This window comes from Thalassovita sp. (genome assembly GCF_965218685.1).
In the GTDB taxonomy this organism is placed as follows: Bacteria; Pseudomonadota; Alphaproteobacteria; order Rhodobacterales; family Rhodobacteraceae; genus Thalassobius.
Map to the genome: position 1 here is coordinate 989,424 of NZ_OZ244657.1, position 26,743 is coordinate 1,016,166.

The 26,743-nt window shown below is 60.8% G+C and carries 15 protein-coding genes and 1 pseudogene; 10 read left to right on the top strand and 6 right to left on the bottom strand.

All coding sequences use genetic code 11. The features are described 5' to 3' along the window. Nucleotides 1-81: 81 nt before the first annotated feature. The 5 genes and pseudogenes from ACOQOQ_RS05130 to ACOQOQ_RS05150 all read left to right on the top strand — a co-directional run bounded on the left by ACOQOQ_RS05130 (nucleotide 82) and on the right by ACOQOQ_RS05150 (nucleotide 14,145). A pseudogene (locus tag ACOQOQ_RS05130) lies at nucleotides 82-6,427 on the top strand (type I polyketide synthase). Beyond that, nucleotides 6,424-7,428, top strand: coding sequence for a glycosyltransferase family 2 protein (locus ACOQOQ_RS05135; protein WP_420569060.1), 1,005 nt, complete (start codon nucleotides 6,424-6,426; stop codon nucleotides 7,426-7,428). The pseudogene ACOQOQ_RS05130 and the gene ACOQOQ_RS05135 overlap by 4 nt, the downstream one beginning before the upstream one ends. A 21-nt stretch (nucleotides 7,429-7,449) precedes the next feature. Then, nucleotides 7,450-11,970, top strand: a complete 4,521-nt coding sequence (locus ACOQOQ_RS05140; protein WP_420569061.1) for a MupA/Atu3671 family FMN-dependent luciferase-like monooxygenase — start codon at nucleotides 7,450-7,452, stop codon at nucleotides 11,968-11,970. Continuing rightward, a complete protein-coding gene (locus tag ACOQOQ_RS05145; RefSeq protein ID WP_420569062.1) occupies nucleotides 11,970-12,617 on the top strand; it encodes a 4'-phosphopantetheinyl transferase family protein in 648 nt (215 codons plus the stop codon). The genes ACOQOQ_RS05140 and ACOQOQ_RS05145 overlap by 1 nt, the downstream gene beginning before the upstream one ends. A 205-nt stretch (nucleotides 12,618-12,822) precedes the next feature. After that, complete coding sequence (locus ACOQOQ_RS05150) at nucleotides 12,823-14,145, top strand: Wzz/FepE/Etk N-terminal domain-containing protein (RefSeq protein WP_420569063.1); 1,323 nt, start codon at nucleotides 12,823-12,825, stop codon at nucleotides 14,143-14,145. Here ACOQOQ_RS05150 and ACOQOQ_RS05155 read toward each other — a convergent pair. The 6 genes from ACOQOQ_RS05155 to ACOQOQ_RS05180 all read right to left on the bottom strand — a co-directional run bounded on the left by ACOQOQ_RS05155 (nucleotide 14,139) and on the right by ACOQOQ_RS05180 (nucleotide 21,606). Further along, nucleotides 14,139-15,035: a CpsD/CapB family tyrosine-protein kinase gene (locus ACOQOQ_RS05155; RefSeq protein WP_420569064.1), complete on the bottom strand. Its 897-nt coding sequence runs from the start codon at nucleotides 15,033-15,035 to the stop codon at nucleotides 14,139-14,141. The genes ACOQOQ_RS05150 and ACOQOQ_RS05155 overlap by 7 nt on opposite strands. 132 nt (nucleotides 15,036-15,167) lie before the next feature. After that, a complete protein-coding gene (locus tag ACOQOQ_RS05160; RefSeq protein ID WP_420569065.1) occupies nucleotides 15,168-17,252 on the bottom strand; it encodes an NAD-dependent epimerase/dehydratase family protein in 2,085 nt (694 codons plus the stop codon). 13 nt (nucleotides 17,253-17,265) lie between these two features. Beyond that, nucleotides 17,266-18,231, bottom strand: coding sequence for a glycosyltransferase (locus tag ACOQOQ_RS05165; protein ID WP_420569066.1), 966 nt, complete (start codon nucleotides 18,229-18,231; stop codon nucleotides 17,266-17,268). Further along, the gene (locus ACOQOQ_RS05170; protein WP_420569067.1) at nucleotides 18,228-19,475 is read right to left on the bottom strand and encodes a glycosyltransferase family 4 protein; all 1,248 of its coding nucleotides are present in this window, start codon (nucleotides 19,473-19,475) and stop codon (nucleotides 18,228-18,230) included. Before ACOQOQ_RS05170 ends, ACOQOQ_RS05165 begins: the two co-directional genes overlap by 4 nt. Further along, nucleotides 19,472-20,521, bottom strand: coding sequence for an NAD-dependent epimerase/dehydratase family protein (locus tag ACOQOQ_RS05175; protein ID WP_420569068.1), 1,050 nt, complete (start codon nucleotides 20,519-20,521; stop codon nucleotides 19,472-19,474). Before ACOQOQ_RS05175 ends, ACOQOQ_RS05170 begins: the two co-directional genes overlap by 4 nt. Beyond that, nucleotides 20,485-21,606: a Gfo/Idh/MocA family protein gene (locus ACOQOQ_RS05180; protein ID WP_420569069.1), complete on the bottom strand. Its 1,122-nt coding sequence runs from the start codon at nucleotides 21,604-21,606 to the stop codon at nucleotides 20,485-20,487. Before ACOQOQ_RS05180 ends, ACOQOQ_RS05175 begins: the two co-directional genes overlap by 37 nt. A gap of 204 nt (nucleotides 21,607-21,810) precedes the next feature. Here ACOQOQ_RS05180 and ACOQOQ_RS05185 point away from each other — a divergent pair, with 204 nt between their 5' ends. The 5 genes from ACOQOQ_RS05185 to phnE (ACOQOQ_RS05205) all read left to right on the top strand — a co-directional run bounded on the left by ACOQOQ_RS05185 (nucleotide 21,811) and on the right by phnE (ACOQOQ_RS05205) (nucleotide 26,743). Then, nucleotides 21,811-22,566, top strand: coding sequence for a WecB/TagA/CpsF family glycosyltransferase (locus tag ACOQOQ_RS05185; protein WP_420569070.1), 756 nt, complete (start codon nucleotides 21,811-21,813; stop codon nucleotides 22,564-22,566). Between the two features lie 177 nt (nucleotides 22,567-22,743). Beyond that, on the top strand, nucleotides 22,744-23,559 hold the full coding sequence (phnC, locus tag ACOQOQ_RS05190; RefSeq protein ID WP_420569071.1) for a phosphonate ABC transporter ATP-binding protein: 816 nt from the start codon (nucleotides 22,744-22,746) through the stop codon (nucleotides 23,557-23,559). Between the two features lie 39 nt (nucleotides 23,560-23,598). Beyond that, nucleotides 23,599-24,501: a phosphonate ABC transporter substrate-binding protein gene (gene phnD / locus ACOQOQ_RS05195; RefSeq protein ID WP_420569072.1), complete on the top strand. Its 903-nt coding sequence runs from the start codon at nucleotides 23,599-23,601 to the stop codon at nucleotides 24,499-24,501. Nucleotides 24,502-24,566: 65 nt separating this feature from the next. Next, a complete protein-coding gene (gene phnE / locus ACOQOQ_RS05200; RefSeq protein ID WP_420569073.1) occupies nucleotides 24,567-25,445 on the top strand; it encodes a phosphonate ABC transporter, permease protein PhnE in 879 nt (292 codons plus the stop codon). Then, nucleotides 25,442-26,743: a phosphonate ABC transporter, permease protein PhnE gene (phnE, locus tag ACOQOQ_RS05205; protein ID WP_420569074.1), complete on the top strand. Its 1,302-nt coding sequence runs from the start codon at nucleotides 25,442-25,444 to the stop codon at nucleotides 26,741-26,743. The genes phnE (ACOQOQ_RS05200) and phnE (ACOQOQ_RS05205) overlap by 4 nt, the downstream gene beginning before the upstream one ends.

Genomic DNA, 26,743 nt, shown 5'->3' on the forward strand with positions numbered 1-26,743 from the left:
ACCAGAAATTCACGGTCCCGCCCTAATCAGACCTTATTTTTCAGGCACTAACGGTGCCATAAATTCGAGCGAGCGGGTTGGATGACGGACGAAAATCATTCTGGGACTGACATTGCCATCGTCGGTATGGCTGCGCACCTTCCGGGGGCGCAAACCGTTGATCAGTATTGGAAAAACCTGCGCGACGGTGTGGAGTCGATCCGCCACCTGACCCGCGAGGACCTGATCGAGGCCGGAGAGGCACCTCATCTGATTGACCGTCCCGACTATGTTCCCGCCGCCGCTGTGCTGGAGGGGTTCAAGGACTTTGACGCGGACTTCTTTGGCCTTGGTCCGCAGGACGCTGCGATCATGGATCCGCAGCACCGCCAATTCCTCGAGGTGTCGTGGGAGGCATTGGAAAACGCCGGTCACATGCCCGAACGGTTTGACGGCCCTATCGGTGTTTTTGCTGGCTGCGGGATGGGCAGCTATTTCTATTTCAACATCTGCTCGAACCCCGATCTGGTGCAGAACGTGGGCATGTTCCTGCTGCGCCACACTGGGAACGACAAGGATTTCATGGCCACGCGGCTGAGCCACATTCTGGACCTCAAGGGCCCCTCGATGAATGTGCAGACGGCCTGCTCGACCTCGCTGGTTGCGACGCATTATGCCTGCCAATCGCTGCTGAACGGCGAATGCGACATGGCGCTGGCTGGCGGTGTTACGATCGAGCTGCCCCACGCCCGTGGCTATCTGTTCAAAGAGGGCGAGATCCTGTCGCCCGACGGGCATTGCCACGCGTTTGATCATCGCGCCCAAGGCACCGTTTTCGGTTCAGGCGCGGGTGTTGTGGTGCTGCGCCGCTTGCAGGATGCGATTGACGATGGCGACCATATCTGGGGCGTTATCAAATCCTCGGCTGTGAACAACGATGGTGCAGACAAAGCCGGATATCTGGCACCCAGTGTCGAAGGGCAGGCCGCCGCGATTGCCGATGCGCACGCGCTGGCCGATATCCCCGCCGACACGATTGACTATGTCGAATGCCACGGCACCGGCACCTATCTGGGCGACCCGATTGAGGTTGCCGCGCTGACCAGCGCCTTCCGTGAAACCACGGATGAAAGCGGTTTCTGCCGCATCGGCTCGGTTAAAACCAACATTGGTCATCTGGATACCGCCGCCGGTGTTGCCAGCTTGATCAAGGCCAGCTTGGCGCTGACCAACAAGCAGATGCCGCCCTCGTTGGGGTACGAAAAACCAAACCCGGCGATTGACTTCGAGGGATCTCCGTTCCGGGTCAATGATCGGTTGACCGACTGGACCAGCCATAAAGGGCCGCGACGGGCCGGGGTGAACTCGTTGGGTGTTGGGGGCACGAACGCCCACGTGGTGATCGAAGAAGCCCCGGAACGCGCCGCATCGTCCGAGGCGGATTTTCCGTTTCAGCTGCTGACGCTGTCGGCGCGCTCGAAAAAGGCGCTGGACGATGGGGGCGCGAAACTGGCCAGCCATCTGCGGGCCCATCAAGACCAGCCCCTGGCCGATATTGCCTGGACGCTGAAAGAAGGCCGTCGCGCCTTTGATCGCCGCCGTGTGATTGTCGCCGATACCCATGACGAGGCCGCCGAGCTGCTTGAGCAGAACGATCCGCGCCGGGTGTTTACTCATCAGGTGGTGGGCACGGACCCGGATGTGGTTTTCATGTTCCCCGGCGGCGGCGCGCAATATGCGGGCATGGCGCGTGACCTGTACGAAACAGAGCCGGTCTTTGCCGATTGGATGGACAAGGGTTTGGAGATCCTTCAGCCCAAGTTGGATTATGACATCCGCGCGCTTTGGCTGCCTGAAGATGGCGCCGAGGAGGCCGCGAACGAGGCGTTGAAAAAACCCTCGGTCCAGTTGCCGTTGATCATAATCACCGAATATGCGCTGGCGCAATTGTGGATGTCCTGGGGAGTGAAGCCCGCCGCGTTGATCGGGCATTCGATGGGCGAGAATACCGCTGCCTGCCTGGCCGGCGTGATGAGTTTTGAGGATTGTATCGGGCTGGTGCACTTGCGCGGCTCGCTGTTCGATACGGTTCCGTCTGGTGGTATGTTGAGCGTGCCGATGGACGCCGCCGAGCTGCGCCCAATGTTGGGCGCTGATCTGGATCTGGCTGCCGTGAATGCACCGGGGCTGAGCGTTGCCAGCGGGCCTCAGGACGCGCTGGATGCCTTGGCCGAAAAACTGGCAGGGATGGACATCCAAACCCAGCGTATCCCGATCGACATAGCTGCCCACTCGGCCATGTTGGAGCCCATTCTGAAGCCGTTTGGCGACTACCTGCGTTCGATCAAACTGAACGCACCTCAAATCCCCTTCGTGTCAAACCGTACGGGAGCGTATATTTCTGACGCCCAGGCCACCGATCCCAATTATTGGGTGCAGCATCTGCGCGGCACCGTGAACTTCGCTGACGGGATCAGCACGCTCAGCGAGCAGCCCGAGCGGGTCTATATCGAGGTTGGCCCCGGCAAGGCGCTGGCTTCGCTGACGGGGCAACACCCGAACGTGCAGGCCAATCAGGTAATCAGCACGCTGCGCCATCCGGATGATCAGATTTTCGACGACAAGTATTTCATGGCGATGCTGGGCCGCGTGTGGGCCGTTGGGGTCGATTTCGACTGGCAGCAAATCTGGGGCGAGGCACGGCGCAATCGCGTGCCACTGCCGACCTATGCCTTTCAACGCAGCGAATACTTCATCGAACCAGGCACCGCGCAGGTGGACGAGGCGCAGGAATACCTCATGCGCTCGGACAACCTGGAAAGCTGGGGATACCGTCCGTTCTGGAAGCCTCGGTTCGCGGATGTTGATCTGGATGTCACGGAAGAGCTTGGTGCTCCGCAAACCTGGCTAATGTTTCTGGACGAAACCGGTTTGGCCGAACAGGCGGCGGATCGTCTGCGTGAAGGCGGACATCGCGTGGTTACCGTTGTTCCCGGCGATGGGTTTGCGCAGCTGACGGACAACAGTTTCGTTCTCTCGCCCGAGCGTGGCCGCGAGGATTATGACTTGCTGGTGCAGGCACTGGCGGCGCAGGACAGCTTGCCGGACAGGATCGGCCATTTCTGGCTGGTGACGGATAAGGAAAGCTTCCGCCCTGGCAGTAGCTTCTTCCATCGCAACGTCGAGCAGGGGTTCTATGCGTTGATGTTCCTGGCGCAGGCGCTCAGCGACGAGGGTGTCGAGAATGCCCATCTGACCGTTGTGACCTCGGGGGCGGCGCAGGTGAAGTCCGAACCGCTGCCCTATCCTGAAAAATCTACCGTCATGGGCCCGGCCCGCGTGATCCCGCGTGAATTCCCGGGGATGACGTGCTCGGTACTGGATGTGGATGCCATACGCAAGCGTACGGATACGCAGCCCGTGCTTGAAGAGCTGTTGGCCAATCCCGCCAATGGCGTGGCAGCGCTGCGCGGCGACAAGCGTTTTGCCCAGATCTATCGCCCCGTAGAGCTGACCGAGGCCCCGCTGGACATCAAGGCTGGTGCGGTGATGATCACCGGCGGTTTCGGCGGCATTGGTCTGACCATCGCGGCCGAATTGATCGAAAAGCATGGCGCGAACATCGTGCTGCTGTCGCGCGGTGGCCTGCCGGACCGCGCTGATTGGCCCGAGGTTATGGCGCAAACCGCACCAAATGCGGCTGTCGTGCGCCGCATTCAGGCGGTGAAGGACCTTGAGGATCTGGGCGGTAAGGTTCTGGTTATCGGCGCCGATGTGTCGAACGTCGAAGAGATGAAGGCCGCCAAAGCGCAGGCCGAGGCCGAGTTTGGCCCGATCACCGGCGTCATCCACGCTGCTGGTGTGATCAGTGACGCTCCGATCCTGGGCAAATCCCTGACCGAGATCGAGGATGTCTTTACCCCGAAAATCCACGGCACCCAGGTGCTGGATGGGCTTTTCCCCGATGGAAGCCTGGACTGGATGGTCCTTTTCTCGTCGTCCTCGACGGTGACGGCACCGGCCGGGCAGGTCGATTATGTGGCCGCGAACGAATATCTGAACGCCTTTGCCAAGGCCCGGCAAGGCGGCAAAACCCGTGTGTTGGCGATCGACTGGGGCATCTGGGCCGATGTAGGCATGGCCGCCGAAGCGATGGCCGCGCGCACCGGCGATATCGAACCCGCACCCGTACAGCCGATTTCGTCCACCCTGCTGGATTGGTCCAGCTTTGATGCGGACGGCAACCGGACCTTTGGCGCCGAGTATACCCCGCAAGATCGCTGGATTCTGAATGAGCACCGCACTCGCACGGGCGAGGCGTTGGTTCCCGGCACCGGATACCTGGAGCTGGCCTATGAAGCCCTGCAAGCGCAGGGTGAAACCGGGGCGTTCGAGCTGCGCAACCTGACCTTTCTGGCGCCGTTGCAAGTGGATGATCAGGGCCGGGCGGTCCGGGTGACGATGCCGCGCTCGGATCTGGGTTATAACTTCCTGGTCGAAAGCGCCGGTCCAGACGGGGTATTTGAACAGAACGCGCAGGCCGAAATCTCGCTGCTGCCAATCAGCCAACCCGCGCCGCTGCCCCTGGCCGAAATCGAGGCGCGTTGCCTGCGGGGCCAGGCCTCGCAGACGCATATCCGTTCTCCGCAAGAGGCGCATCTGAACTTTGGCCCGCGCTGGCATGTGCTGCGTCAGACCGCATTGGGCGAGGGTGAAGGCGTGGCCCACCTGTCGCTGGACCCGGACTATGCCAACGACAATTGCGGCCTGCATCCGGGCCTGATGGACTTGGCAACCGGCTGGGCGATGGAGCTGATCGCGGGCTATCAACCCACGCATCTGTGGGTGCCGATGTCCTATGGCTCGGTCCGTGTGTTCCAGCCGATCGGCGACCAGATCGTCAGCCATGTGCGTAACGCCAGCGCCAATCAGTCGGACGCGATGACTGCCAGCTTCGACGTAACGATCTGCAAACCAGACGGCACCGTATGCGTCGAGATCAAGGCCTTCACCATCCGTCAGCTTGAGAAAGGGTTCGAGTTTGCGCGTCGTGCCAACGAACCGCAAACCCAGCCCGTGGTGCGCCCCCTTTCCCCGGCCGAGCTGCGCCTGCAGCACAACCTTTCACAGGGCATCCGCCCATCCGAGGGCGCGCAGGCGTTTTTCCGGGCGGTGGCGATGGGGCTGCCGCAAGTCATTGTGTCGTCAATGGATTTGGATGGATTGATCGCCCAAGCCGCCGTGACCGAAGCGACAGATGGCACCGAGCAGAAGTTCGAGCGCCCCGACTTGGACAGCGAATACGTCGCGCCCGAGGGCGAAACCGAGGAACAGCTGGCCTCTATCTGGCAAGACCTTCTGGGCGTCGATCAGATCGGGGCCGAGGACAGCTTCTTTGATCTGGGCGGGCATTCTCTGGTCGCTGTGCGGCTGTTCGCCAAGGTTAAGAAGACATTTGGCGTAGACTTCCCGATCTCGGTTCTGTTCGAAGCGCCGACGGTCCGCAAATGCGCGGCAATGATCAGTGAAGCCGGTGGCTCTGCTCCGGGCGCGCAGCAAGACGATGCGAAACCCACTGCGCCCAAGCGACGGTTTACCCATATCGTGCCCATGCATTCGGGCGAAGGTGGGCCGGAGACGCCGTTTTTCCTGGTCGCAGGAATGTTCGGCAACGTGCTGAACCTGCGTCACCTGGCGCATCTGGTGGGGCACGCGCCCATTCTATGGCCTGCAGGCACGCGGCCTGTATGGCGACGACGCACCCCATGACGATCTGGTTCAGGCCGCTCGCGACTACATCGCCGAAATCCGTCAGGTGCAGCCGCACGGGCCCTATATGGTCGGCGGATTTTCTGGCGGCGGGATTACCGCCTATGAGATTGCGCAACAGCTGAAGGATGCCGGCGAAGAGGTTCAATTGCTGGTGATGCTGGACACGCCGCTGCCGGTGCGCCGTCCGCTCAGCCGTCAGGACCGTATGGAAATCCAGAAGCAGGAACTGAAGGCCGGCGGGTTGGGCTATATCGCCAAATGGGCCATCAACCGGGTGAAATGGGAGATTGCCAAGCGTCGTGGTATTCAGCCTGATCAGCCCCAGTTGGGTCACAGCTTCCACAACGCGCAGATCGAGGACGCCTTTTTGCGCTCGGTTGCCAAGTACCAGGTGCGCCCATGGGAGGGCCCGCTGTGCTTGTTCCGCCCGCCCTTGGTGGGCAAATGGCAAGTCGCGCCCGACCGCTGGGTTAGCTCGGAGCGCGCCTATGTTCTGGATGACAACGATTGGACGCAACACGCGCCTAATATCGCTGTGTACGAGGTGCCGGGGGACCACGACTCGATGGTGCTGGAGCCTAATGTGCGTGTTCTGGCCGCCCGTATCCGTGATTGCATCATGCGGGTCGAGCGCGCGGATGCGCCCGCCAAAGCATTCAAGGAGGCCGCGGAATGACAAAGATTCTGACCGTCATCCTGAATTACAAGACTCCCGACATGACCTTGCGTGCTTTGGATCATGCGCTGCTTGCCATGCAGGATCTTGAGGGCGAAATCACTGTCGTCGACAATGCGTCGGAAGACGGTTCGTTTGAACAGATCGCAGCGCATGTCGAGAAGCTGAACCTTTCGCATGTGCGTGTCATCGCTTCGGATCGGAACGGGGGCTTTGGCGCGGGCAACAACGTGGGCATCCGCGCGGGGCTGAGCGATGGAACAAAGCCCGACTATGTCTATATCCTGAACTCGGATGCATTTCCCGCGCCAGATGCGATCCAGTTGCTGCTGCAGGCCCTGAAAGCTGACCAGACCCTCTGGGCCGCCGGCAGTTTTATTCACGGAGAAGAGGACGATCCGCACCAGACCCTGTTCCGTTTCCCCTCGGTCGCGTCCGAATTCGAGGGCGCCATTCGTTTTGGCCCCGTCTCGCGTTTTTTCAAGGACCGCATCGTGCCGCTGCCTGTGCCCGAGACGGATGCCCGTGCCGATTGGATGGCCGGGGCAAGCGTGATGATGCGCCAGGACGTGCTGGACCAGATCGGCTTGTTTGACGAGACCTTCTTTCTGTATTTCGAAGAAACCGACCTGTTCCTGCGGGCGCGCCGGGCGGGCTATGGCTCGATCTATGTGCGCGACAGCCACGTGATGCATATCGGCAGCGTGTCCACGGGCATGAAGGAATGGGCCCGCGTGCCCGACTACTGGTACGACTCGCGCCTGCACTATTTCGTAAAGAACCACGGGGTCGCTTATACCGCGCTGGCCACGACAGCGCACTTGCTGGGTGGCAGCCTGTACTGGCTGCGCCGCAGCCTTGAGCGTAAGCCGATGGATGTTCCTAAGCATTTCCTGCGTGTCCTGTTGACCCATGATTTAAAGTTCGCCCTGCGTGCCTTGGTTGGCGCGCGCAATACCAAACCCTCGTCTGCGGTGCCTGCTGACCGCAATGAAGCCTGAGCCAGTATCGGAGTATTCACCATGTCCAGTTTTTCCACACTGCTGATCGGGAACGAATCCCTGGCAATCCAGTGCGGGGATATGCTGTTGTCGCGCGGGTACGCCATCGGCGCCGTGGTGACGCGGAACGCCAGCGTGGCGGGATGGGCCAAGCGCAACGGGCTGGAGGTGATCGAACCCGGCGCCGGATTGGCCGATCGGATAACCTGCGAATATGACTGGCTGCTGTCGATCGCGAACCTGGACATCATCCCTCAGCCGCTGCTGGACCGGGCCGGCAAGGGTGCGGTGAACTTTCACGACGGGCCGTTGCCGCGCTATGCCGGTCTGAATGCCCCCGTTTGGGCCCAGATCAACGGCGAGTCGCAACACGGGATCACCTGGCACCTGATCGAAGGCGGAATCGACGAGGGCGACATTCTGCAGCAAGCCATGTTCGACGTGGCCCCTGATGACACCGCATTGACCCTGAACACCCGCTGTTACGAGGCCGCGATTCAAACCTTTCCGGCAGTGATTGACCAGCTGGCCACCGGTGCCCCGGCGCGGCAGGCGCAGGATCTGACGCAGCGCAGCTATTACGGGTTGAAGGACCGCCCCGAGGCCGCTGCCGTTCTGGATTTCAACCGACCCACCGCCGAACTTGTACGTTTCGTCAAAGCTTTGGATCACGACAGCTTCCGCAACCCACTGTTCATGCCCAAGGTGCAGCGGGGCGAAGACGTGATCGTATTGCGCAGCGCCGAAACTGCAGAGGGTCAGGGCGCCCCCGGCACCGTTTTGGCGACGACTCCGGACATGCTGAACGTTGCCACCGCCGATGGCGCAATCTCTTTGACCGGGCTGACCCTGCTGAACGGGGCCAGGCTGCCGAAGGCTGGCGACGTTCTGGACCGCCCCGATGCCACCCTGACCGAGGCGATGAAACCCGCCGTAGCAGCCGAGCTGGTGTACCGTGATATTTTGGACAGTTTCGCGCCCGTGCGTTTGGCCTTTACCCCGACGCAGGACAGCGGCACCCGCCAGATTACTCTGACCGCAGGGGATCACCTGCTGCCCGCGATGGCTCTGATCGCCGCGCGTTTGGCTGGAACGGACACCGCTGATCTGTCTCTGATCTTGGGCAGGCAGACGCCTCATGTGACAGGCTGGGCCCCGATCCGCGTGGATTTGCATGCCGAAGCCGCACAGCAGGTTCAGTCCATTCAAACCCAAATTGAAAGCGCGCAAGCCAGAGGCGGTTTTCCTGCCGATGCCTTTGCGCGCCGACCCGACCTTGCAGATATCGCCGTGCCGGATGTGGCTCTCTCTCATGTCCCGACACCTGCCCCCGGCGCGGCGATTACGTTGTTCCACGATGGTGCCCAGGCCATTTTGTTCGCTGATGCGGCCCGCGTGTCGCAGGATGCTTTGATGCGCATGGCTGCCCGGCTGGACAAGCTGGCGGCAGGCGTCGGCGGTCCGGTTTCGGCGCTGGACATCATGCCAGATGCGGAGCGTCAGCTGGTTTTGACCGATTGGAACGCCACACAGGCCGACTATGACGAACAGTTGTGCATCCACCAGATGTTCGAACGTCAGGTCTCCAAAACCCCGGACGCCCCCGCGCTGGTGTTCGAAGGCGAAGAGCTGTCCTATGCCGAGCTGAACACCCGCGCTAACCAGTTGGCCCATGTGTTGGTGGGTAAGGGCGTCAAACCCGGCACGCTGGTTGGGCTGCACACGCAGCGCTCGGTTCATTTGCTGGTGGGGGCTTTGGGGATTCTCAAGGCGGGTGGGGCCTATGTTCCGCTGGACCCGGCCTTTCCCGCGGACCGGATCGCTTTGTACATCGAGGATTCCGGTTGCCCGTTGATCGTGGCGCAACAGGCGTTGATTGCGGACCTGCCCAAGGGCAATGCAGAAATCATCGCGCTGGATACGGATGCGTCGATCCTGACGGCGCCGACGGATAACCCCAATGCGGGCGCGCGCGGCGAGGATCTGGCCTATATGATCTACACCTCCGGCTCGACCGGGCGGCCCAAGGGCGTGATGGTCGAGCACCGCAACGTGTCGAACTTTTTCACCGGCATGGATGACCGCATCCCGCATGACGGTGGCACTTGGTTGGCCGTGACCTCTCTGTCCTTCGATATTTCGGTGCTCGAGCTGTTCTACACCCTGGCGCGCGGCTTTAAGCTGGTGGTCAGCAGCGATGAAAACCGGGCGCTTGTGTCCTCGGGGGCGATGAATGTCACCGGCAAGGGGATGGAGTTCAGTCTGTATTACTGGGGCAACGACGATGGTGTCGGCCGCGATAAATACGAGATGCTGTTCGAGGGCGCCAAGTTCGCCGATGAGAACGGGTTTGTTGCCGTCTGGACGCCCGAGCGGCACTTCCATGCTTTTGGCGGCCCTTACCCCAATCCGTCTGTGACCGGCGCTGCGGTTGCCGCGCTGACGAAAAATCTGGCCGTGCGCGCGGGCAGCTGCGTTGCACCGCTGCACCATCCCGCTCGCGTGGCCGAGGAATGGGCCGTGATCGACAATCTGACCAATGGCCGAACGGGTCTGGGCATCGCTTCGGGCTGGCAGCCGCATGACTTTGTGCTGCGCCCCGAAAACCGTCCGCCGAACAACAAAAAGGCCATGCTGGAAAGCATCGAAACTCTGCGCAAGCTTTGGGCCGGGGACGAGGTGGAATTCCCGCTCGGCAACGGCGAAACTCATGCCGTGGTGACGCAGCCGCGGCCCGTGTCCAAAAAACTGCAGGTCTGGGTGACGACCGCCGGCAACCCCGAAACATGGAAAGAGGCCGGTAAGATCGGCGCCAACGTGCTGACTCACCTGCTGGGCCAATCGGTGGACGAGGTCGCGGGCAAGATCCGCCTGTACCACGAGGCGCTGCGCGAGGCCGGGCACGATCCGGCCGATTTCAAGGTCACGCTGATGCTGCACACTTTCGTGGCTGAGGACCGTGAAAAAGCGCGTGAAATCGCGCGAGGTCCGATGAAGGATTACCTGGCCTCGGCCGCCGCGCTGATCAAGCAATTCGCCTGGGTCTTCCCCGCGTTCAAACGCCCCGAAGGCGTCAGCAACCCGTTCGAGCTGGACCTTGGCAACCTGTCCGAAGACGAGCTGGACGCCATCCTGGAATTCGCCTTCCTGCGCTATTTCGAAGATTCGGGTCTGTTTGGCACCGTCGATGATTGTCTGAACCGGGTCGAGCAGCTGAAGCGCATTGGCGTCGATGAAATCGCATGCTTGATCGACTATGGTATTGAAAAACAGACCGTTCTGAACGGGCTGCAACATCTGGCCAAGGTGCGCGAAGCCGCGAACATTCAGGCGGAACTGGAGGCTGATGATTTCTCGATCGCGGCGCAGATCATTCGCCATGACGTGACGCATTTGCAGTGCACGCCCTCGATGGCGCGTATGATCTCGATGAATGACGAGGCGCGCTTTGCCCTTGGGCATGTGAAACACATGATGATCGGCGGCGAGGCTCTGCCCGGCGCGCTGGTCAACGATTTGCGCGAGACAACCAACGCGACCATCGAAAACATGTACGGCCCGACGGAAACCACGATCTGGTCCACGACACAAACCGCCGGCATGGGCGAAAAGATCGTGAATGTCGGCACTCCGATCGCAAATACGCAGGTCTATGTTCTGAACGATGCGATGCAGCCCGTGCCCATCGGTGCGGCGGGCGAACTGTATATCGGCGGTGCAGGGGTGACGCGCGGCTATTGGCAGCGCGAGGATCTGACGGCCGAGCGTTTCGTGGCCGATCCCTTTGTCGCGGGCAACCGCATGTATCGCACAGTTGATCTGGTACGCTGGCGCGATGACGGGCGGCTGGACTTCATCGGTCGCGCGGATCATCAGGTGAAAATCCGCGGCTACCGGATTGAGCTGGGCGAGATCGAGGCGCTGATGGATGCCGATCCCGCCATTCGTCAGGCCGTGGTCATCCCGCGCGAGGATACGCCGGGCGCGGTGCGTCTGGTGGGCTATTACACCGCCTCGGGCGAGGTCTGCCCGGTGAAACTGCGCGACCGTCTGGCCGCAGCTTTGCCGGACTACATGGTGCCCTCGGCCTTTGTGCAGATGGATGCGTTCCCGCTGACGCCCAACAAAAAGGTGGACCGCAAGGCGCTGCCCGAACCCACCGAAACCGCCCAGACCGAAACTGCCGAATATGTCGCGCCGGAAAACACGGTCGAACAGGATATCGCCGCGATCTGGACCGGTATTCTGGGTGTGCAGAATATCGGGTCCAAGGATAACTTCTTTGCACTGGGGGGCCATTCGCTGCTGGCCGTTCAGGCGCACCGGGAAATCCGGCAGAAACTGGGGGCTGACAAGCTGTCGATCACCGACATTTTCCGCTTCCCGGTGTTGTCCGCACTTTCGGCCAAGGTGATCGAGATGACAGGCGCAGGTGAAACCCCGACCCCTGAGACCGAGCCCGCAGAGCAGAAAGCAAGCCGAGCAGATGCGATGGCCAAACGCCGCCAGATGCGCGCCCGCCGGATGTCCCGGACCGGATGATGACGCGGGCGCAGGTCATATCCCTGTTCCCCAAAGGGGTGGACGTGGGGGTCGGCATCACCGATCCGCGCCGCCCTGAAGGTGTGCTTTATCCGTCCGAGGAACTGGCGATCTCTCGTGCTGTGCCCAAGCGACGGGACGAGTTTCGCGCTGGTCGAAGCGCTGCGCGTCAGGCGATGCGGGCAGTTGGCGCCGCGCCCTCGGCGTTGCCGGCCCGCAAGGACCGCTTGCCTGACTGGCCTGAAGGGATCGCCGGGTCGATCACCCATTGTCGGGATTTATGTGTGGCCTGTGCCTCGACCGGTGCGCGCGCGATTGGTCTGGACGTCGAAACCGCAACCGAGCTGCCCGCCGATTTGTGGGAAACCATCCTGCTGCCGGACGAGCATGAGGCGGTCCGATCCTCGGCTCATCCTGGGGCGCTGGCCACGTTGATTTTCTCGAGCAAAGAGGCAGCCTATAAGGCGCAATATCCGCTTAGCGAGACCTTGTTCGGGTTCCATGACCTGGGTGTATCGATCACCGGGAGCGGTCATTTTCAGGCCTGTTTCCGTACCACCGCAGGCCCTTTTCAGCCGGGCGACACGATGCGCGGGCGGTATCTGAAAACCCAAGATCATATTCTGACAGCGGTGGTTTTGACATGACCTATCACGCTGCTTTCATTGAAAAATACCGGCCTCTTGCGCAAATCCGGGCCGCCGCGTTGGAAATGCACTGTTTCCGTCCTCACCCTTTGTTGAGATGGACTCGGGCGTTAGATTTGCTAATGCGATACGGACCAAGCAGCCTGCCGTGGCCTGCGTCGGGTCGGCCCCGAAAGGCGACCGTCAAACCGTGTGAGGACAACTCATGAGCCAGCAATTTTCGTTTTCCAGCATTATTTCCGCGCTGCTGCGCAGGTTCTGGTTGGTGTTCTGGATCACCGCGTTGGGCTCGATCGCCGCGGTAGTTTTCGCGCTGAATCGTCCGGCGGTTTATGAAACTTCGGCCGTCATCCAATTCGAAATGGCTCAGGTCGAAGAGAACCTGACCTCGCCGGGTGCCGCGTCGCGCAGTACCTCGGTCGAGACCCGACTGAAGCTGATCGAACAAAAGCTGATGTCGCGGGACAGTCTGCTGGAGGTGATCGAGAAGTTCGATCTTTTCACCGGGGACGCCGAGATGACGGACGCGCAGAAGGTGTTTGCACTGCGGACGGCCGCGCGGATCAGCACCCTGATCGACCCAGATCAGGCTTGGCGTCCGACGGTGCAGCCCTCTGGGTTGATCATCACGGTTCAGCTGGATGATGCACAGACCGCGGCAGATGTCGCGAATGAACTGCTGTCGCGCGTGTTGATCGAAGGCAAATCGCGCCGCGCGGTCCGGGCAGAGAAAACGCTGGCGTTTTTCGTTGCCGAAGAAGAGCGTGTCTCGGCCGAAATCTCGGTGTTAGAGCAAGAACTGGCCGCATATAAGACTGCAAACCAGGCCTCGTTGCCCGGAAACCTGCTCAGCCAGCGCGATCAACTCGCGCGGCTGAATGACAGCCTGTTGGCTGTCGAGCAGCAACTGATCCAGCTGCAAACCCAACGCGAACGGATTCGCGCCGAGGATCTGGAACGTCAGACAAATTTGCTGCGCAAACAAAAGCTGTTGCTGCAAGAACGTATCCAGATCGTCCAAACCGCGCTGAATGTCGCCCCCGAGATCGAGCGTCAGATCAACGCGATGGAGCGGCGTCTGGGCCAGCTGCAAGACGAGCTAAGCGTCATCACCACGCGCCGCGCGGATGCAGCGATGAATCAGCAGCTGGAAAGTCAGAACCAGGTCGAGCGTTTCGAGGTGCTTGAGACCGCGCTTGTACCGGAACATCCGGTGTCTTCGGGGCGCCGCAAGCTGGTTGCGGCAGGTGCGATTGCCTCGCTCATGCTGGCTGTGGGTCTGGCATTAGGGCTGGAGTTCATGAACGCCAGCATCCGCACCTCGGCCCAGCTGGAAAAAGAGCTGGATATCCGCCCCGTCGTTGTGATCCCCAACCTGGACCGGCAGAAATACCGCCGCCGTCGCCGTTTGGCCTGGATTAGCGGGTTGATGGCGTTGTTTGCCATGGCGGCCATGCTGTTGCAGGGACGCGCCAAGGAGCTTGTCGAAGCCTTGCCGATCTTCAACCGCTCGTCGCGCGTTCAATAGCTGTATTGCTGAGTCGGGGCGTTATCCGCCTTGTTCAGGACCACGCCCAGCAACGGGACGTCGTCGCCCAGGCGCCGCATGACCTCGCGGATTTCGGCCGAGGTCGTTTGCCCGCCACCAGCCACGATCAGCACACCGTCATACATCTGGCGAAAGGCGATCACGTCGTCCTGCGCCAAGGCCGGAGGCAGATCGTACAGAACCACGTCAGGGGTCAGTTCGTCCTCCATCTCTTCGATGCGCAGATGGGTGGTTTCGCGCGCCAGCAGCTCGGCTGCGTAGGGCTCGATCCGGTCATTCAGGCCGATGGCCAGCTGGTTTCCGATTTTCAGGTTGTTTTCTGCAAAGCGATGGAATTGCTCGTTGACCTCGCGGTCGCCGCGCAGGAAATCACCCATGCTGCCGGCCTCGTGAACGCCCACAAGATCGGCCAGCGAGGGCTTGCGTAAGTCCATGTCCAACAGCACGGTCCGGCAATTTTCATAGCGGGACAGCGCAATGGCCAGGTTCATTGAGACAAAGCTTTTGCCGCAATCCTGCGTGGGAGAGGTGATGCCGACGCGGCTCCAGCCTTTTTCACTCAGTGTTTGCACCAAGCGGGTCCGCAGCACGTCAAATGTCGCATGCGCCGGATCATGGCGCGTGGCGGTGATGATCAGGTGCTCGTCCAGAAGGCGCTCGTTCACCGGGATGGTCGGCAGAGTGCTCCATGGATCGATCTGAGGGGCCGCGGCGGGCAGGGGATCTGGTTCCGCGGCTTCGGGTTGCGGCTGTGGCTCGGGTTCGACCTCAGGCTCGGGCGTCTGGCGCGCGATACGCTCCAGCAGCTTAGAGCGTTCTTCCGTATCCATTTTCTGGCGCCGGTTGCGGCGCAAAACGTAGTCAACCATGTGCTCTTGCCTCTACCTTGGGCATGCTTGGCCAGTATATCATCAACGACCGGGCTGCCCTGGCAAATTTGTTGCCGCCATGTGAACAAAAGACATTGGCGAAATTAAGCCAGAACGGCGTAAAACCTGCGTCTACAAACCAAACAGATTGGCGCGCGTGATCGCTTTTTCAATGAACGCCGCCTTGTCGGTTTCGGGCTGCCAACCCAGAACTTCTTTGGGGCGCGTGTTGTCGAACTGTGCATAATGGGCCCGCGATTTCCAATCCTGCAAGGATGGACGCGACAGGCCTTTCTTGCGCAAAACGTATTTCTTGAGCGCGAATTTCAGCCCGTCGGCCGCGTAAAACGTCGTCAGATCACCTGAACTGACGTTGATCCGCGCGCCCAAGGCGTCATTGATCGCATCAAAGTAATCACGGCCAGACATCATCGGCTCGCCGATCAGGTTGAAGCTTTCGCCGATTGCGGCTTCGGTCTGCATCATGCGGATCAGCCCATCCGAGATATCGTCGGCCAGGACGAAGGGCAGGTTGTGCTTGCCGTCGCCCCACAGACGGACCGCACCAGCGCCATGCCAGCGCCCGATGCCCCAGTGTTGCAGGGGGCCACCTTCGCCCACGACAATTCCGGGACGTGCGATGGTGACGGGCAGGCCGCGGGCCTCGTACATCTCCAACAGGCGACGTTCGCATTCCGCCTTCGAGCGCGCGTACATGTTGCGTTCCTCCATGTCACCGAAATCGGTATCCTCGGTGATGACCAGATCGCCATCGGACATGTCATAGGACGCAATCGTACCAGTATAGATCAGGCGCTTTACGCCGGCCTCAAGACAGGCCTCGCCAATACGAACTGCGGTGCCCACGTCGTTTTTCAGCGCGTCCTGCCAGGTCTTGTCCATCGACTTGGCCAGGTTAAACACGGCGTCGATCCCTTCCATCGCGTCGATCAGCGCGTCCTTGTCGGACAGCGATACGGACACGGTTTCCACGTGATCAGCAATATCATCGAAGGGGCCGGTCTTACCCCGGCTGAGAACGCGCACGTCATAGCCCTGCGCGACCAGCCTGCGGGTCAGGTTTCGGCCGATGAAGCCAGTGCCTCCAATGACCATGACGGTCGGTTTGGGCGTGCCTTTGACGGGTTCGGGATCTAAGGGCAGGTCAACCTTGCCCAATGTCGCCTCAAGCGCTTGCATCACCTTCAGCGCAGCCGCACCGTCATAGCGCGCATCCACAGGGCGCCCCCAACGGATCGCATCATAGATGGCATTGGTGGTGCCTCGAAAGCTGAGGCCATAGGGCGATTTCTGGTTCAACGAGCTTAGCTGACGGGCCGCGTTCACCGTGCCCTCGCGCAAGTGCTGCCAAGACAGGCTCAGCTGTTTGATCAGCGGGTTCATCACCAGATCCGAGGTGTTGTCCCGTGCGGTAACCAGCGTGTCGGCCGCATAGTCCAAACGCGCCATCCCGCTGGAGCCGCGCACCGTCAGCGACCTGTCGTCGTAGGTTTCGACCATCGAGAAGTTGAAGTTCACGTCCACCGTTCCGGCCCGTGCAAGTACCCGCCAGGATTGGTGCCGTATCGCGCCACCTGGCAGGGTAACAGGTTGGTTCAACTCAGCGCTAAGGATCTTAAGCTCGCCCAAAAGATCGACGGCGAAGGCATAGGGGTGGGCGCCCAGTTCCAGAAGCAGGTTCCGAGGTTCTTGCAGCAACCACAACCCATACGGTCCCGCACGTAAGGGGCCAAGTGGCAGGCACCAGTTCACTTCGATGGCGTTGATGCGGCCCAGATCTCCGGCCTTTACGGCGGATTTCAATCGCTGATAGCCCGGCACCCCAAGGAAGTTATGTCCGGCTGCGAACTGCACACCTTTCTGGGCGGCGGCGTCCACAATTTCTTGCGTTTCGGCCACGGACAAAGCCACGGGTTTTTCGACGATCACGTGAAGGCCGGCCTCGATACACTCAAGCGCCAAGGCGTGGTGCAGGTTCGGGGGCGTCAGGATGTGAACTGCATCCACAGCGCCTGCCATGTCAGCGATCGATGTATATGCTGCAACGCCATAACCCTGCGCCATTCCTTCGGCCGCCGAGGCAGACACGTCGCAAATCGCAACCAGCTGGGCGTCTTTGCAGGCCCGGATCGCATCTGCGTGCCACGTGGCGATGTATCCGGCCCCGATCAGGCCAACCCTTTGAACTGCACTCATCAATTCGGCTCCGTCACTTGTATTCGATGATTTTCATGTCAGCGCCGGTTGCCCGGCGTTTGTAATAGGTCAACAGCCCCAGGAAATTGGGGATCTTCGACAGGCTCAGCAGTACTGACAGCCGTTTTGCCTGTGCGCCCGCCACGCCTTCGCGCTGAAGGCCCGAAACCGTGCGGATATAGGACAGCAGATAGGCCGCCAGCACCAGAAGCACCAGTAGCCAGCAGCTGAATACCCCGATCACAGCGATCAAAGGAAGCAAAGCGCCGAAAATCCAGACACGTTTGCGCTCGGGGCGGAAATGGTCGGGATGCAGGGCGCCGACCTGCGCAAACCCATGCCCCGAGCGGACCGCCCGCTGCCACCATTCGCCAAAGCGCGTCATGTTGGCATCGTGATGTGTCATCGTTTCAGGCAGACGCCACAGGGTTTTGCCGTGTTTGCGCATCCGGCAGCAAAGCTCGTCGTCCTCGGCCGCGATGACGTTGGGGTTAAAGCCTCCGATCGCGTCGAAATCAGCGCTGCGCACCATCATGTCGCCCCCGCAGGCGGCGATCTGACCGGCGGGGCGGTGCCATTCGAAATCGGCGATGGCGTTATAAATGCTGCGATCGGGGTGGATTTCATAGCGCCAGCCGGTGACGATCCCCAGCTCGGGGCGAGTGTCCAGCTCGTTGGCGGCCTTTTGCAACCAGCCTGATTCGACCGCGCAGTCGCCATCGACGAACTGAACATAGTCCGGCAAGTCGGGCTTCAGCGCCTGGAAGCCAGCGTTCCGGGCACGGGCGGCGGTAAAGGGGACAGTGGTGTCCAGCTCGACCACGGTAATGCCCATCTGGCGCGCCATCTGCACGCTGTCATCCGTTGACCCTGAATCCACATAGACGATCCGATCCGCCTGATCCTTCAACGAGGTCAGGCAGCGGACCAGACGGTCGCCTTCGTTCCGGCCAATGGCGACGGCGGCGACTGTACTCATGAGTTGGTCTCCGGTCGCTTCGAGGTTGGGGGCGCACCGTCGATATAGCCTTGGATCAATGTGCCCAGCCATGCGGCCTCGTTGCGGATATCAAATTCCGATGCGACTTTGGCGCGACCGGCCTGACCCATCTGGATGGCGCGTTCGGGGTCTGTTAGCACGTCCTGCATCGCCAGGCGCAACGCGTCTGCGTCCCCCGGCGGTACCAGCCGCCCCGAGGTGCCATCCTGCACCAGTTCCGGCACGCCCGCGATTTGCGTGGTGACGACGGGCAGGCCACTGGCCATCGCTTCCATCAGCACAACTGGAACGCCTTCAGCAAAGCTGGGCAGAACCAGCATGTCTTGCGTTTGCAGCGTCTGCGCGACCTCGGACTGGGACTTGTAGCCAAGGAACGAGACATGCCCCGCAAGGCCCATAGCGGCAGCTTTCGTTTCAAGTTCAACGCGGTCAGGTCCATCACCGATGACCGTCAGGTGGAAATCTGGGATGTCCTGCACAAGCCCCTTCATCGCGTCGAACAACACCGGCAGACCTTTGACAGCGGCCAGGCGCCCAATGAACAGTGCGCGGGTGCCCGAGCGCTGAGCCGGGGTTTGGTAACGGTCAGGCTCGACTCCGCAATGTACTATATGCATCCGGTCCCAATGCGCGGGATCGGAAAACACCATCCCCTGCGAGCGGCAGAAATCACTGATGCAGGCAACGAACGATGCTCGCGCTATCTTTTCATCTATACGCCACCGTATGGGTTCAAAGAAGATATCCGGTCCGTGCATGGTAAAGCTGTAGGGAATTCCACAAAGCTCGTGACAAAGCATCGCGACGGTGCAGCTGGCTTTGGCAATGTGGTTGTGCAGGTGCTGCACACCGGTTTCGCGAAGATGGTCCGCCAGCACCACGGCCTCGGCAAAGTAAAACAGCTGGTACAACATCGCCTTGACCCCACCCGGAGAGGTCTGGATCGCCAGACGCAGCGTCTTGAAATAAGCTGAGGGCGAGCGTTTCAGCGCGCGCGCGTGACTGCGCAAGGATCGCAAAGGGCGCGCAGCGGCTTGTAGGACATAGAACGTCTGGGCGGCCTCGGCGCGTTGTTCCTCGCCCACCAGGTGTTCCATTCCGGTGCGCCGGATCGAGCACGTCTGGACGGTAAAGCCCTGTGCCCGCAGCTGTGCCACTTCGCGCTGGATGAATGTGTCGGTCGCGCGAGGGTATTCCCCGGTCAGATAGGCGATGGTGGTCATGCGTCATCCTCGGTAGGGGTGGTGGGCACGAGGGACTGGGCAAAGGCCTGTTCGAAAGCTGGTGTTGCCGGCAGGCCCAGTCGTTCCTTCAGTCGCGCGTTGGGATAGAAGGCACTGGCCATACGATACCGTAGGGTTTCGCGGCGCAGCAAACCGGGAAGGCCTGGCAACCAGGTCAATGCCGAAGCCAGCAGATCGAACAACCGCCAGTGCACGGGTACGATGATTTTGGGCCACCCGGTGCGTGCCATTGCGTTCAGGAACCGGATACGATCAGGCAGGTCGTCATCGATCAGATTCAGCACTTCGATCGGGCCATCAGGCCCTTGGGGCACGGGCAATTCAGCTGCACGAACCAGGGCATTTGCGGCGTGGTTAACATGGCACAGGGGGATCTCGCCGCCGTCATTCAGACGCAAGACAAAGGGACCGATCCCGGGGCCGACATGGGCGTTCCACAAACGTTCGGGCCCAAAAACGGCGCCCAGGCGCATCAGCCGCAGGTCCAGGGTCAGCTCTTGCGCGGCGTCGACACAGATGTCCTCTTGCTCCAGTTTGGCACGGCAATAGGCGTCGCGTGCGCTTGGGTTGCGCTCCAGCATCGAGGTCTCGTCGATCATCGGATTGGCCAGTAGACCCATCCCCGAATAAACGCTGATCGAACTGACAAGCACCAATCGAGGGGACAACTCGGAGTCGGCGATAGCCTGCACGAGGTGCAGGGTGCCGTTCATGGTCGAGCGCGCCTGTTCAGCGTCATCGCCGGATAACGACGCGGCGGCGTGGATGACAGCATCGATGCCCTCCATATCCAGAGCGGGTATGCATGCGGGGTCCGACAAGTCTGCCTCGACCACCTCGATGCCTTCGTCGTCGGCCCAGGTATCAGGAACCACGCCCGCCAACCGGACAACCGCAACCACGTCATGCCCCGCGGCGCGGGCGGCCGCTACGGTCGCGCGCCCGACATAGCCCGCAGCACCGGTGATCATCAGCGTCATCTCAGGGGTCATTTCGCCCATGGCATCGGCTCCATCGGCGGACATTGCGTTGTCATTTCCTGCGCGCCAGAAGTGCGGCCCGCATTTTGGATGGCCAGCGTGACCTCGTTCAGGTGCAGCGCGAAATCCGAAGACAGGCGGCACGGGCGTTTGTCGCGCAAGGCCTCTAACATCTCGGCCGGACCCAGCGCAAAATTCATCGAGGCCGCCCCCCAACGCCCGACCTTGGGATGCGTGGCGCCTTTGAGTTTGATGCGGCGGCCCAGCGGGCTGTCCAGCAGGCGGCGACGGATACGCAGACGAGGATGGAACTTCACGGCGGCCCCATTGTCCCAAGCCTTGTGCAAGGCCAGAACGCCCTTGTCGCCGATAACACGGATCTGGTGGTCATGCGGCGCAACGATGGAACAGGTCAGCCGCGCGACCATGCCGCTTTCGAAAAACAGTGTCGCCACGGAAATGTCAGGGGCAGCATCCGCCACGTCCAGCTTGTCCGGGATCACCGAGGCCGAGGCCGCTGTCACGGTTTGAACCGTCCCGAACATCGCGATCAGCCAGGTCAGGTAATAGCCCGCGTGCTCCAGCGTGCAGCCGACCTGAAACTCGTCCTCATAGGGCCAGGGCGCGCCGCTTTCGCTGCGCCAGTCCTTGACTGGAGCTTGGGGAATATAGCCATCGTCCAGCTCGGCATAGATGACCCGAGGTTCCCCGGCCACCTGATCGCGCACAGCTTTGGCCAGCGTTTGCGCTGCCTCTCCCAGAACGGAACAGGGCGCCGAGGCCAGCAGCAACCCCTTGTCCTGCGCCATCTGGTGCAGCGCGCGCGCATGGGTCATATCCAGCGCCAGGGGTTTTTCCGAATAGACATGGTGGCCCGCCTGCAAACAGGCGCGGTTCACATCGTAATGCGCAGAAGGGTTGGTCAGGTTCAGGATCACGCCGTCCGAGGGCGTGACCGTGAAAAGCTCTTCTAGGTCGTTCGCCTTGGGCACATCCCAATAGTCGCAAAAGGTCGCCAGACGCTTAGCGTTCTGATCAAAGGCGCCCAGCACCGAAATGCCCGACGCCTGTAGCGAACGCATGTACAGGTCGGCCACGAAGCCACACCCGATCAGGGTCACGCCGCTCATGCTGCGCCCCTTGCCTGTCCGTGCCACGTTCGTCCTGCCAAGGTCATTGTTTCCAAAATCGACTATTTCCTGTCATTTGCTGCAAAACAGCATAGGAAAATGTCAACAGTTTGTCGCTGTTAAAGCGGTTTCGCGGAATCGCGCTGTTGCCTATCCATTCCAAGCGCGTATTCAAGAAGCAGGTGGCCCAAACAGGAGGACTGCGTGGAATTTTCGATTGATCAGTACAGCCTGTCCGTCGACGTCCCCGATTGGGACACGCTGGAGCGACTGGTTGCGGCGCGTTTTGCCGACAAGCAGGGTTTTGCCCTTGCGACTCTGAACCTGGATCATCTTGTGAAGTTGCGCTCGGACATGGATTTCCGGGCGGCCTATAAGGCGCAGGATTTTGTGGTGGCCGATGGCAATCCGATCGTTTGGATGTCGCGTTTGGCGGCGCAACCTGTAACGTTGATGCCGGGGTCGGACATGATCTTGCCGCTGTGCCGTCTGGCCGCGCAAATGGATGTGGCTGTTGGGCTGGTGGGAACGACCGACGCGAGCCTGAAAGCCTCGGCCGAGGCGTTGATGGCCAAAGTGCCGAGTCTGCGGGTGACAACGCGGATTGCGCCCCCGTTCGGGTTCGACCCGCAGGGCGGTCAAGCGGACGAGATTTTGCGCACCCTTGAAAGCGATGGCGTTGGCCTGTGCTTCATCGCACTTGGCGCCCCCAAACAAGAACTATTCGCTGCACGGGGCCGCGTAACGGCGCCCAGCGTGGGCTTTGCCTCGATCGGGGCGGGTCTGGATTTTCTGTCAGGCAGCCAAGTCCGTGCGCCGCGTTGGGTGCGCACCATTCAGATGGAATGGTTGTGGCGAATGCTGGAAAATCCCGGCCGCCTGTTTTTGCGCTACATGCGCTGTTTCGCGATTCTACCAGGTCATTTGCTGAAATCTTTGGCAATGCGGTGGCGCGGCTGACGTTAGGATGGCGTTTTCTTCATGCTCTCGCTGCAGGTGAAAACAGTGATTGCTAACAAAAGGTTAATGACAGAATCACGCGCACTTCCGCAGTGCGGCGTCATGAAACTTTAAAAAATCTGTCAAAAATCCGTCTCGGCCCGGCCCTAACTCGCTCTTTCAGAAGCGGGGTGAAGAATGCTGACCATTGAAAATCTGACCAAGTCCTGGGGTGCCGTTCGGGCCGTGGATTCCGTCAATATCCAGATCGACCGTCCGATGATGATCGGCATCATTGGCGCGTCGGGTGCGGGCAAATCCACCCTATTGCGGATGCTGAACCGGCTTGAGACTCAGACCAGCGGGACCATCACTTTTGACGGTCGCGAAATCTCGGCCTTGAGGGGCGCGGATAAACGGCGCTGGCAGCGCGATTGCGCGATGATTTTCCAGCAGTTCAATCTGGTGCCGCGCATGGATGTGGTGTCCAACGTGCTGCACGGGACGCTGAACCGGCGCTCGGCTGTAGCGACCATGTTCAACCTGTATCCGCAGGACGACATCCACCGCGCCATCGACATTCTGGATCGCCTGGGTATCGCCGCCCACGCAGCGAAACGTGCCGAGGCCCTTTCGGGGGGGCAGCAACAGCGCGTCGCGATTGCCCGCGCAATCATGCAAGACCCCAAGATCGTTCTGGCGGACGAGCCCATTGCCAGCCTGGACCCTATGAATGCCCAGATCGTCATGGACGACCTGCGCCGCATTCATGACGAGGACGGCCGCATGGTGATCGCCAACCTGCACACTTTGGACACTGCCCGCCGCTATTGCGACCGCGTCATCGGGATGCGCGCCGGCCGGATCGTGTTTGACGGAACTCCTGCGCAGCTGACCACTGGCGTCGCGCGGGACATCTATGGCGCGGATGCCTCGTTTTCCGAGGCCGCGACCAGCACCAGCATCGAAACGCTGGACCGCCACACTCGGGCGGACCTGGCCGAAACGGCCTGACCTTATCCAACCAGACTTCATCCTAATCGGAGAGAGACGATGAAAAAACTGATTGCTGCCGTTCTGGCAACCACCGCCCTGACCAGCCCGGTCATGGCAGACGAAATCAAAGAATTCCGCATCGGTATCCTGGGTGGTGAAAACGCCCAAGACCGTCTGAACAGCAACGAATGCCTGCGCGAAAAAACCGAATCCCTGCTGGGTGTCGAAACCAAGCTGTTCGCCCCTGCTGATTACAACGGCGTGATCCAGGGCCTGCTGGGCGGCACCATCGACGCGGCCTGGCTGGGCGCATCGGGTTATGCCAAAACCTTCCTGTCCGACCCCGAAGCGGTCGAGCCGATCCTGGTCAAAGTGAACCTGGACGGTGGCTATGGCTACTACTCGGTTGGCTTCGCCCGCAAGGACAGCGGCATCAAATCGCTGGACGACATGAAGGGCAAAGTCTTTGGCTTTGGTGACCCGAACTCGACCTCGGGCTTCCTGATCCCCTCGATCGAGATCCCCCAGGCGACCGGCGCAACCATGACCTCGGGTGATTACTTCGGCGAAGTGAAATTCACTGGCGGTCACGAGCAGACCATCGTTGCCGTGAACAACGGCGACGTTGACGCCGGTGTGACCTGGGCCGACGGTCTGGGCGAATGGGAAGACGGCTTCAGCTCGGGCGCGCTGCGCAAAGCTGTGGACGCCGGCCTGGTCGACATGAACGACCTGGTACAGATCTGGCAGTCCAAGCCGATCCCCGAAGGCCCCTTTGTTGTCCGCAAAGACCTGCCCGAAAACGTGAAAGTCAAATTCACCGGCCTGCTGGCCTCGCTGAAGTCGATGGACGAAGACTGCGCATACGGCGTTCTGCAGGGTGACGCGAAAGGCTTCATGCCGATCACTCACGACGCCTACGAAGTCATCATCGAAGCACGTAAGCTGAAGTCCAACTAAGCTGACCGCTTTTGCGCAGGCCCCGCACCATCGCGGGGCCTGTTGCTTTGCCCAAAGGTTCTCATATGGCTGACATCACTGACCACACCCCCATTTCGGAGGTGCGCGATTCCTACATGGAATTGACGCGTCGCAAGCGCCTGTACACTGCCATCATGCTGACCATTTTCGTGGCTCTGATGGTGTCGGGCTTTATGTTGGCCGACGACCGCAACGCGGGTGGGTTCTGGTCGGGCCTGCACCGGTTATTCGATTTTCCGGCCGAGGTTCTGGGCGAAGCCAGCGAAAAATTGACCGAGCTGCCCGGCCATTTCGTGAAATTCTTCCCCTCTTTGATCGAGACGATCAACATCGCGGGGGCTTCGACGCTGATCGGGGCGTTGTTCGCGATCGTGCTGTCTCTGCTTTCGACCCGTGGGCTGGCGCGCTGGCCGCGTCTGATCCCGGTGTTTCGCCGGACCATGGACATCACCCGTGCCATGCCAGAAATCGTGATCGCCCTTGTGCTGATCTTCATTCTGGGCGGCGGGCCTGTGCCGGCGATGATCGCGATTGCCTTCCATACCTCTGGTGCGCTGGGCAAGCTGTTTTCCGAGGTCAATGAAAACGCCAGCCTGAAGCCGGTCGAAGGGTTGCAATCCGTGGGCGCTGGTTGGGTGCAGCGGATGACACTGGGCGTGATCCCGCAAGTGTCCCCGAACTATCTGTCCTATGCCCTGCTGCGGTTCGAGATCAACATCCGCGCTTCGGCCATCCTTGGCTTCGTGGGCGCCGGCGGCATCGGGTACGACCTGAAAAACGCAATGAGCTGGGGCAAGGGCCAGTATGACGAGGCCGCGGCGATTTTCATCCTGCTGTTCGGCGCGATTGTCGTGGTGGATCAGCTGTCCTCGGTTCTGCGTCATCGCCTGACACACGGCGCCAAGCTGGAGGTGGTTCTATGACCATGACCTCAATTGAAACTATGGGTCTGAAGGCCGGGGCCAACACCCTGTTTTTGAAAAAACGCCTGATGGCCTTTGGTCTGCCTGTCCTGGTGCTGGCCTATCTGACCTATATCTTCTTTTCCTTCGATATTCCCGGACTGGCCGAACGCGCCAACCTGGACAATGGCAAAACCCTGATCCGAGACAGCTATAGCTATAAAACCCACGTCACGCGGGACAACCGCTCGGGGCAGATGAGCTATGCCATTGAGGGCGAGCGCAAGGGGACTTATCCCGATGGCGAGCATCCCGCGTGGGTGCAGCCCGGCGCCGATCGGATCCTGGTCGATCTGGGCGGAGGCGACACGGTGGTGCTATCTGATGCAGGGGTCGAGGTGACGCTTGCCTCGGGTTATGCGTTTACCGCCCAGCCTGGCCGCAGCGGGGTAAATGCCGTTTTGCCCGAGGGCGCGCCTGACACGATCAGCGGTACGAAAAACCGGCTGGTGGTAACCAACCCCGGCAACCGCATCACCATCACGCGCAACCGGACCGAGCTGTATCGTTATGCCTTCGGGTGGGAGCTGTTCTTCTTCACGCTTGACAGTGACTATCACGGTATGGGGCTGGGCGAACTGGCCAACCGCGCCATGTCAGGCGAGGCAGGCAAGATCGTCAGCGATTTCTGGAACAATAAGATGTGGCGCCACGGGGACGTCGTTTGGGCCCTGTTCGAAACAATCCTGATGGCTTTCCTAGGCACTATGGGTGCGGCCATTGTCGCGCTGCCGCTGGCCTTTTTGGCTGCCAAAAACTTTACACCACTGCTGATTTTGCGCGGTGCCGCGCGCCGTCTGTTCGATTTCTTCCGCGGCGTGGACGCGCTGATCTGGACCATCGTTCTGGCACGGGCCTTCGGTCCCGGCCCGCTGACAGGGGCGCTGGCGATCCTGATCACCGACACGGGCACCTTCGGCAAACTGTTTTCCGAGGCGTTGGAGAACGTCGATGACAAGCAGATCGAGGGCATCCAGTCCACCGGGGCCAAGCCCTTGCAGCGCTATCGCTTTGGAGTGATCCCGCAGATCACACCGGTGCTGCTAAGCCAGGTCCTGTACTATCTGGAATCCAACACCCGCAGCGCCACCATCATCGGTGCCATCACCGGGGGCGGCATCGGCCTGTTGCTGACCCAAGCCATGATTACCCAGAAAGACTGGGAGGAAGTCAGCTATTACATCGTGCTGATCGTCCTTATGGTGATGCTGATGGACTGGGTGTCGGGTATGCTGCGCCGTCGCCTGATCAAGGGGTAA